This window comes from Chlorobium sp., assembly GCF_049593655.1.
In the GTDB taxonomy this organism is placed as follows: domain Bacteria; phylum Bacteroidota; class Chlorobiia; order Chlorobiales; family Chlorobiaceae; genus Chlorobium.
The window spans coordinates 1-8,405 of record NZ_JBAWHG010000058.1 but is presented as its reverse complement, the minus strand read 5'-3'; the positions used below and the strand labels follow the sequence as shown (position 1 = coordinate 8,405).

The following is an 8,405-nucleotide window of genomic DNA, read 5'->3' as shown; positions in this document are numbered from 1 at the left end:
TCAACCACCCGCGATGAAATCATACCACAAGGAACTATGGATGCAGGTGCCCTCAAGAATGGACTTCGTCAACATTACCGGCGATGTTGAGAAAGCGCTTCAGGAGAGCGGCATCCAGGAGGGGCTCTGCCTGGTCAACGCCATGCATATCACGGCTTCGGTGTTCATCAACGACAACGAGCCGGGGCTGCATCAGGATTACAAGCGGTGGCTCGAAGAGCTGGCCCCGCACGAACCGATCAGCCGGTACCGCCACAACATGACCGGAGAGGACAACGGCGACGCGCACCACAAGCGGCAGATCATGGGCCGCGAGGTTGTCATTGCCGTCACGAAGGGCAAACTGCATTTCGGGGCCTGGGAGCAGATATTCTACGGCGAGTTCGACGGAATGCGAAAGAAGCGGGTGCTGGTGAAGATTATCGGCGAATAGGGTAAAACAAGCGAGGGCCTGCATCTGCAGGCCCTCGGCGCTTGTAGTATTGAACAGGACTCTCTTAGTGCTCGAAGAGCATTTCGGAGTAGGTCGGCAGCTGCCAGCGGCTGCGGTCGACCATCAGTTCGAGCCTGTCGGCAACCGCACGAACCTCGCTCATGAGCGGAAGCAGTTCGTCGGCACAGTAGTCGGCTTTGCCGAACTCGCTTTCGATGGTTTCAATCTTCTCGACGGCTTCATCAAGCTCGGCGGTAAGGTCGATCAGCAGCGAAAGGTTTTCGGCAAGGTTCTTCAGATGATTTGCCTGGCTGGCAACAGCACCTTCGGAAAGACCGATAGCCTCGGCGGCGGCAAGCAGGTTGTTGAATGAGCTGCCGATATCGCCCTGGTATTCCGAAACATCCGGAATAACGAGGGTTTTGAGCATGAGCTGCAGCGTACGGGCCTCGATGTCGATACCTTTGACATAGCGTTCGAGACGGATGTTCAGGCGCGATTCGATTTCCTGCTCGGTCAGGACGCCGTATTTGACGAACATTCCCTTGACGTCGGCTTTTTCGAGCGTGCGGAGTGCCTGCGGAGTGTTCTTCAGATTCGGAAGACCTCTCACTCTTGCGGCTTCCTGGAGAGCCTCGCTGTAGTTGTCGCCAGGGTAACGGATATCCTTCGTTGCGGTGATTCCTTCGCGAATCGCTTCGAGAACGGCGGAATCGCGGTCCTTTCCGGCAGCGATCTTCGCTTCGATGGCGTCGGTAAGCTCATCGAGAGCCTCGGCCATCAGGGTGTTGAGCACCATGTTCGGCACGGAAGCGGCCTGCGACGAACCGACGGCCCGGAACTCGAACTTGTTGCCGGTGAAGGCGAATGGCGAGGTTCTGTTACGGTCGGTGTAGTCCTTGTTGAGAAGCGGAACCTGCGAAAGCCCGAGGTTGAGCACCTGCTTTTCGGTTTTGAGGTCAACCTTGCCACTTTCGATGGCGTCGAGAACGGTTTCGAGCTGTTCACCGAGAAACACGGTCACAACGGCCGGAGGAGCTTCGTTGGCACCGAGACGGTGGTCGTTGCCGGTGCTGGCGATGGACATTCTCAGTACATCGGCCCGCTTGTGAACGCCCTTGAGCACGGCGATAAGGAAAACGAGGAAGTTGATGTTCTCGGTCGGGGTATCACCCGGATCGAGGAGGTTGATGCCGGTATTGGTGCCGATCGACCAGTTGTTGTGCTTGCCCGATCCGTTGATGCCCGCAAAGGGTTTTTCGGTGAGCAGGAGGGCGAAGCCTTTCTTGTCGGCGACTTTTCTCATAACCTCCATGACGAGCAGGTTGTGATCGACGGCGATATTGGCTTCTTCAAAGATCGGAGCGATTTCGAACTGGTGCGGAGCGACCTCGTTATGACGGGTTTTGGCCGGAATGCCGAGCAGATAGAGCTCATGCTCAACCTCCTGCATGAAGTCGAGCACACGGTCGGGGATGGACCCGAAATAGTGATCTTCGAGCTGCTGGCCTTTCGGAGGAAGCGCGCCCAGAAGGGTACGGCCGCACATGATCAGATCGGGACGCTCGGAGTAGAACTTCTTGTCGATAAGGAAATACTCCTGCTCGCAGCCGGCAAATGTCTTGACGCGTGAAACGCCGGTGGACCCGAGCAGATCAAGAAGCCTGATTGCCGAATTGCTGACCGCATCCATCGAACGGAGCAGCGGAGTTTTGGAATCGAGGGCTTCACCGTGATAGGAGATGAAGACCGTCGGAATGCAGAGGGTGAGGCCGCTGCCGCCTTTCATGAGAAAAGCCGGGCTCGAAGGATCCCATGCGGTGTAACCGCGGGCCTCGAAGGTCGTGCGCATGCCGCCTGACGGGAAGCTGGATGCATCAGGTTCACCCTGGATGAGCTGCTCGCCTGAAAAACGTTCGATCGGGGTGCCGTCACGATCGATCGACAGAAACGCGTCATGCTTTTCGGCCGTCGAACCGGTCATCGGCTGAAACCAGTGGGTGTAATGGGTCGCGCCATGCTCCATCGCCCACTCTTTCATGCCGTGAGCGACAACACCGGCGATCTCGCCGGTTATTTTCTTGCCGGCACGAATGGTGTCCTGCAAAGCCTTGAACTCATCCTTCGGCAGTCTTGCCCGCATTGCCTTCTGATCGAAGGTCATTGCCCCGAAATAACCCGAAACCGGCACTTTACTATCCATCTTCAAATGATCCTCCTTATTTTATTACCTTTTTTACCATTTAGAACGAAAATATAAAGCTAAAAACTATAACTTTCTTGATTTTTTTTCATCGAATGTAATCAATACCTGGCGATCCTGCAGATTTTTTCTGACAATCTCGGCACTGATCTTCTTGTTTTTCTTCAGCTGCGACAGCACAAAGCTGGTGTTGGTTTCCAGAACACCCGGCCAGCTCTGGATGCGCGAAAGAAACTGCTCGAGCGAACCCGTGTTGTGGGTCATGACCTTCAGGATATGCGATCCCTCACCGGTCACGGAAAAGCACTCCATAATCTCATCCTCTTTCATGACATGTTCCATGAAAGACTTGTAATGCTTCGACGAATCGATCCTCACCCGGACAAATGCCTGAATGTCGAAACCCAGCGTCCTCTCGTCCACCTCCATGGTGAACCCGCGGATAATGCCGTTCTTCTGAAGCTTGTCAAGACGTTCGCTTACAGAGGGAATCGAAAGACCGACGACTTCGGCCAGCTCGCTCAAGCGCAGCCTGCCGTTCTCTCCGAGAGATTCGATAATTTTAAGGTCGATCAGATCAAGATGTCCGGACATAACAGAAGTGTATTTATTTCGCTTTTGTAGAAACTACACAAAAACAGGGAGTAAAAAAACTTTTATTCTTAAAAAATCACAGTTTTGCGGTTTTTATCCTAAAAAAATTAGGGCGAGGGCTCCGGGACAAAACACGAACAACGGATGAGAAAGCAGTTATTTTATCTTCTTGTCGTATTTTGTTACAATATACGGAGCAAAGGCGATCTCCACTGCTGCAATCTGATTTTTCCAGGTCATGACAGGCGAACAGAGCGATACCGGAACGTTTCCAGAGAACACACATACGAAGCCGGTTGAAAAGACCGGATTTCCTCCCGCCCCTCCGAGAGCGGCAATGGATGACCTCCGCTTCATCGTGAAGGAGTCCATCAGGCTCGGCGGCAGATTCATAACGGAACTTGACCGGTTGCTCTCCTCGCTCAGAAAATAAGCTCCGGGAGCGTGCTCTTTTCACATGCCGGAAGGCCCTGTTATTAAACGGAATAAGTAATTTTTATATTTGGCCTTTGATCCGGAACCCCTCCATTATCCTTAACGATTAATATCTGAACACGGTGAAAATAGCAATCTTTGGTGCAGGTGTAGCAGGACTGAGCGCAGCCATTGAACTGGTAGACCGGGGACATAGTGTAGAACTGTACGAAAAACGCAAGGTGCTGGGCGGAAAGGTCTCTGTCTGGAAAGACAGCGACGGCGATTCCATTGAATCGGGATTGCACATCGTTTTCGGCGGCTATGCGCAGCTTCAGCAGTACCTCAAAAAAGTCGGCGCTGCCGACAACTACCTCTGGAAAGAACACTCGCTCATCTATGCCGAACCGGACGGAAAGCAGTCGTTCTTCAAAAAAGCCAATCTCCCGAGCCCCTGGGCGGAAGTTGTTGGCGGCATGCAGGCCGATTTTCTCACCATGTGGGACAAGATCTCCCTTATCAGGGGACTCTACCCCGCACTTGCCGGCAACGAGGAGTATTTCCGCAGCCAGGACCATATGACCTATTCGGAGTGGCACCGTCTGAGAGGCGCATCGGAACACTCCCTGGAAAAACTCTGGCGAGCGATCGCGCTTGCCATGAACTTCATCGAGCCCAACGTCATCAGCGCCCGCCCGATGATTACCATATTCAAGTACTTCGGTACCGATTATGCCGCAACAAAATTCGCCTTTTTCCGGAAAAACCCAGGCGATTCGATGATCGAACCCATGCGCCAGTACATCCAGATGAAAGGCGGCAGAATTTTTGTGGATGCCAAGCTTAACCGTTTCGAACTCAACAGCGACGAAACCGTCAAGCAAGCGGTGCTTCAGGATGGCCAGAAAATCGAGGCCGACGCCTACATCTCGGCTCTTCCGGTACACAATATCAAGAACATCGTGCCGGGCGAGTGGTTTAATCATGCCTACTTCCGCAACCTGCACCAATTCGTCGGCAGCCCGGTCGCCAACTGCCAGCTCTGGTTCGACCGGAAAATCACCGCAACGGACAATCTCATGTTCTCGCAGGGCACCACCTTCGCCACCTTTGCCGACGTCTCGGTCACCTGCCCGGACGATTTCCAGAAAGGCATGGGCTCGGCACAGGGAGGAAGCGTCATGAGCCTTGTGCTTGCACCGGCCCACCAGCTGATGGATCTCCCCAACGAGGTGATCACCAGACTGGTGATGAAAGACATTCACGACCGCTTCCCGCTCTCGCGCGACGCAAGACTGCTGAAGTCCACCATCGTAAAAATCCCCCAGTCGGTCTACAAGGCCGTGCCTGACGTGGACAAGTTCCGCCCCGACCAGACAAGCCCCGTGAAAAATTTCTTTCTTGCGGGCGACTATACCTATCAGCGCTACCTCGCCTCGATGGAAGGCGCAGCCCTCAGCGGCAGGCAGGTGGCTGAAAAGGTCCATACCCGCCTCGGCGCCTGAACACAGAGCGAATCAGCCGGAACGGGAACCTGTTCGTCCCGTCATCTCTCGATTGAAGGGACGAATGGGACGAACAGGACAACAAGGACCCAAAGAACGAAAACCCGTTTTTGGGGTTAATTTCCTATGCTCGGGGGTACACCCTGAGCTACGGATATATCCGCTCCTGCGAAACCATCTTCTCCTGACTCCTGGCTACTGACTCGAACGTTTTCACGCACTCCCGGTGTTACAGAAAACAGTACGGCAATACCAACATCATCCCTTCATGACCATGCAGCCATCGCTTCACAAACGAAAAAGCGCTCTTGCCGACGGTACGGAACAGATCCGGGTGCTTGAAAAGACCGACTGCAGCATCCCCGCTTTCGCCTCGAAACTTGCCGAAGCCGGCATACAGCCTCTCCGGCCCGATGGAACCACCGTTCTGCAAGTCAATACAGGATATCGCTGCAACCTGCTCTGTCGCCACTGCCACGTTGACGGAGGACCCGACCGAAGTGAAATGATGAGCCGTGAAACCATGCTGCACTGCCTGGAAGCACTCCGGCGGAGCGGCATCCGCACGCTCGATATTACCGGAGGCGCGCCGGAGATGAACCCCGAACTTCCCTGGTTTATCCGGGAGGCGAGAAAAATCATGCCCGAGGGCGAGATTCTCGTGCGAACCAATCTGGTGATCCTCGTGGCCGGAACAAAATACCGGCACTATGGCGAGCTCTACCGTGATAACCGCGTTTCGATCATCGCGTCGCTTCCCTGCTACACCCGCGAAAACGTGGATGCCCAGCGCGGCGAAGGGGTGTTCGATAGCTCGATTGAGGCCCTGCAGATGCTGAACTCGCTGGGATATGGAACAGAAGGAAGCGGCCTCGCGCTGAACCTGGTATTCAATCCGGGAGGCCCCTCCCTGCCCGGCCAGCAGCAGGCGCTTGAAACCGACTATCACGGGAAGCTGCAAGAAGACTACGGCATAGGGTTCAGCCACCTCTACACCATCACCAACATGCCGGTCAGCCGTTTCCTCGAATCACTGCTCGAAGAGGGACGCTACTGCAGCTACATGCATCTGCTGGCCGGACACTTCAATCCCGACGCCGTGAAAAACCTCATGTGCCGCACCACGGTTTCTGTGGGCTGGGACGGCACCCTGTACGACTGCGACTTCAATCAGATGCTGGGGCTCCGGATGCGCGTTCCCGCGCCAGGCAACATCAGCGGATTCGACGAAGAGCGGCTCCGTGAACGCCTGATCGCCATCGGACAGCACTGCTACGGATGTACGGCGGGGGCGGGATCGAGCTGTCAGGGTTGCCTGCTGTGATCATGTTGCCGGATCGACTGAAAAACCATGAATATGCCCAATATGCCTGAAAACGGGAATCGGCTGCTCGCGGTACTGACCCGCAACCCGGTACCGGGCCGGGTCAAGACCCGGCTCGGTGCGGCTATCGGGTCCGAAAGCGCACTGCAGGTGTACCGGACGCTACGGGAGCATACCGCCGGGGTCGCAAGAGCATGCCATGCCGAGAAAGCCGTGTTCTATTCAGACGACATTCCAGGCCAGGACTGCTTTCTGGCGGCCGGCACATCGGCTTTCCTGCAGGAGGGCCTCGACTTCGGAGATCGCATGCACCATACCTTTACGACCGGCTTTTCCCTCGGCTTCCGACACGTCGTGCTTATCGGAACCGATTGCCCGGACATCGACCCTGGTATTATCGAGAGCGCCTTCAGGGCGCTCGAAAACCATGACGCCGTACTCGGACCGGCAAAAGACGGCGGGTTCTATCTTATAGGTTTGAACAGCACTCATCCCGAACTCTTTCTTGAGCGCTCCTGGAGTCACGGCAGGGTGCTGCAGGAAAGCATCGACTTGCTTGACAACACCGGAACGTCCTACACCCTGCTGCAGGAACTGCAGGACATCGACACCCTGGAGGATCTGAAACAGAGCCGGTTGTGGAATCCGGAAATACTGAAAAGCTCCGGCGGAGCGGCCTGACGGTAACGGAGGGAGCGAACCCTCTGAAAAACAATACAAATCTATTATGTCCGGTTCCGGCATCAGCATCGTCATCCCTACATACAATGAAGAGGCCGGCATCGCCCGGACGCTGGAAACCCTGCTCGCCGTCACCGCAAAATACGGCGACATGGAAATCATAGTCTGCGACGCGGGCAACGACCGGACGGCGGAGATCGTATCGGGCTTCCCCGTCGTGCTATGCCGCCCGGAAAAAGGACGAGCCCGGCAGATGAACGCGGGGGCGGCTCTGGCCCGCCATGACCTTCTCTATTTCCTGCACGCCGACACCCTGCCGCCGGAAAGTTTTGTCGATGACATTCTCGAAGCGGTTCGAAGCGGGAAAAAGGCGGGATGCTTTCAGATGCACTTCGACGATCCGCACCCCATCATGGCTCTCTTCGGCTGGTTCACCAGAATTCCCCTTCCCATCTGCCGCGGCGGCGACCAGTCGCTCTTCATCACCAGGGAGCTGTTCCTGTCCATCGGTGGATTCGACCCTGACATGCAGGTAATGGAGGATATCGACATCATCAGGCGCATCGAGGGCCGAAGCGCCTTTCACATCCTCGACAGTCACGTCGTCACCTCCGCCCGCAAGTACCACAGGAACGGCATGCTGCGCCTCCAGGCGATCTTCGGCGCCATTCATCTCATGTACGCCCTCGGGGCCGATCAGGAGAGCATTGTCCGCTACTACCACGATACTATCGAATCGTAACCCGCGGCAATGCGATACGGAAGAACCGGACAACAAAAAGCCCCGGCGATTGCGGGGCTCTGTGCGTGCATAAGCATGGTATGGTTATCTGCTTACGTCGATACCGGAAGAGTTGCTCCCTGTCGCATTAAGCACAAGGGTGCTGCCGGTTTTCGTCTCCTGCTGGTTATTGGCGCCTTTTATGGAACCCTTGTATGTAGTCGAGCAACCTGCCAGCACCACCAGCATGACCATTAATAGCGTATAGATTTTCATCGCCGTCTCCTGTTTTATGTTGGTTATAAAGTAACGTCAGGCCTTTTCAAAGGCCCTTGCACTCCGGTTCAGCCCGGTTTTTCGAATGGACGAAAAACACTCAGGGGCTGCAGCTCCCCGGCAGCACTTTTTTTTCGGGGAGCCAGCCTGCGGCATCAGTTTTGCCGCCAGTCTCAATCCTTGAACTTCTCGGCAGTATTGTGAACAGCCAGACGTAATGTAGCCAGAGCATTTTCCACACCATCCTTCAGCTT

General features: G+C 55.3%; 9 protein-coding genes. 6 read left to right on the top strand and 3 right to left on the bottom strand.

The window, feature by feature from the left end; all coding sequences use genetic code 11:
* Nucleotides 1-13: 13 nt before the first annotated feature.
* Nucleotides 14-433 (top strand): secondary thiamine-phosphate synthase enzyme YjbQ, encoded by a 420-nt coding sequence (locus WBP50_RS10450; protein WP_423934231.1) that lies wholly within the window; start codon nt 14-16, stop codon nt 431-433.
* 64 nt (nt 434-497) lie between these two features.
* Here WBP50_RS10450 and WBP50_RS10445 read toward each other — a convergent pair whose 3' ends face one another.
* Both WBP50_RS10445 and WBP50_RS10440 read right to left on the bottom strand, forming a co-directional pair.
* Entirely contained in the window at nt 498-2,636 is a 2,139-nt protein-coding gene (locus tag WBP50_RS10445; RefSeq protein WP_423934230.1) for a glutamine synthetase III, read from the bottom strand.
* Between the two features lie 66 nt (nt 2,637-2,702).
* Nucleotides 2,703-3,230 carry an Lrp/AsnC family transcriptional regulator gene (locus WBP50_RS10440; RefSeq protein ID WP_292003690.1) on the bottom strand — a complete coding sequence of 176 codons (528 nt, stop codon included), beginning with the start codon at nt 3,228-3,230 and terminating at the stop codon, nt 2,703-2,705.
* A gap of 238 nt (nt 3,231-3,468) precedes the next feature.
* Here WBP50_RS10440 and WBP50_RS10435 point away from each other — a divergent pair, with 238 nt between their 5' ends.
* From WBP50_RS10435 to WBP50_RS10415, 5 genes are all read left to right on the top strand, one after another.
* Nucleotides 3,469-3,663, top strand: a complete 195-nt coding sequence (locus tag WBP50_RS10435) for a hypothetical protein (protein WP_423934226.1) — start codon at nt 3,469-3,471, stop codon at nt 3,661-3,663.
* 124 nt (nt 3,664-3,787) lie between these two features.
* Nucleotides 3,788-5,149, top strand: a complete 1,362-nt coding sequence (locus WBP50_RS10430) for an FAD-dependent oxidoreductase (RefSeq protein ID WP_423934224.1) — start codon at nt 3,788-3,790, stop codon at nt 5,147-5,149.
* A 268-nt stretch (nt 5,150-5,417) separates the two neighbouring features.
* Nucleotides 5,418-6,473, top strand: a complete 1,056-nt coding sequence (gene arsS / locus WBP50_RS10425) for an arsenosugar biosynthesis radical SAM (seleno)protein ArsS (RefSeq protein WP_423934222.1) — start codon at nt 5,418-5,420, stop codon at nt 6,471-6,473.
* Between the two features lie 27 nt (nt 6,474-6,500).
* The gene (locus WBP50_RS10420) at nt 6,501-7,154 is read left to right on the top strand and encodes a TIGR04282 family arsenosugar biosynthesis glycosyltransferase (protein WP_423934219.1); all 654 of its coding nucleotides are present in this window, start codon (nt 6,501-6,503) and stop codon (nt 7,152-7,154) included.
* Nucleotides 7,155-7,200: 46 nt separating this feature from the next.
* Nucleotides 7,201-7,896, top strand: coding sequence for a TIGR04283 family arsenosugar biosynthesis glycosyltransferase (locus WBP50_RS10415; protein WP_423934217.1), 696 nt, complete (start codon nt 7,201-7,203; stop codon nt 7,894-7,896).
* Nucleotides 7,897-7,980: 84 nt separating this feature from the next.
* Here the strand turns inward: WBP50_RS10415 and WBP50_RS10410 are convergent, their stop codons facing one another.
* Nucleotides 7,981-8,151 carry a hypothetical protein gene (locus WBP50_RS10410; RefSeq protein WP_423934215.1) on the bottom strand — a complete coding sequence of 57 codons (171 nt, stop codon included), beginning with the start codon at nt 8,149-8,151 and terminating at the stop codon, nt 7,981-7,983.
* Nucleotides 8,152-8,405: the final 254 nt, after the last annotated feature.